This window comes from Pseudomonas sp. F220, from assembly GCF_057813935.1.
Genome location: NZ_JBVASJ010000128.1, coordinates 1 through 607, shown reverse-complemented (window position 1 = coordinate 607; position 607 = coordinate 1). Strand labels below are relative to the sequence as shown.

Below are 607 nucleotides of genomic sequence, written 5' to 3'. Positions count from 1 at the left end.
GTAGAGGTATACCTTTTCGACTTTTGCATCGGGACGCATCATGTGGGGCAGGCTCCTGAGAGAGTTCGGGAGCTCAGCATCGGGCATCAAATATCGGCTTGGAATGTGGGCTTCATGGAGCGGTTACTTTGTACCAGTTACGTACCACTGACGACCCTCCTCGCACGCTCCACGGCTATATCACCCGCATACGCTGCTATGCTCCATGGTTTTCGAATGGAGTCGAAGTCGTGCCTAACCAGAATGCGCTTTGCGATGTTCTAGCAAGAATTTATGAAAACCAGCTCGCTCTTGAAGCCGCGATCATGGAATTGGTTTTGGCGGAGGAACAGCATGGTTCTACCGAGGCAGGGGATAACGCCAGGGGCGCGCTCCACACGATCGGTGAAAACGCCGGTCATATCAGACAAGGCTTAGCCCACCTAAAGGGGCCTCGTCAGAATGACTAAGCTCAATTGTACTTATCCCTCAATGGCCTACCGCTAGTGTCCTGTCTCTTAAATAAGTTTCTAGCCTGAGCTATGCTTCTGTGGTCAGTCAGTACTTGGAGTGATCACATGAACTCTCAGGACATCGTGCTCAGTGAAGACGAACAAATTGAACTGAG

At 51.1% G+C, this 607-nt stretch carries 1 protein-coding gene; it reads left to right on the top strand.

The window, feature by feature from the left end:
* Positions 1-230: 230 nt before the first annotated feature.
* Positions 231-449 (top strand): hypothetical protein, encoded by a 219-nt coding sequence (locus ACZYSM_RS29300; RefSeq protein WP_489077176.1) that lies wholly within the window; start codon positions 231-233, stop codon positions 447-449.
* Positions 450-607 lie beyond the last annotated feature (158 nt).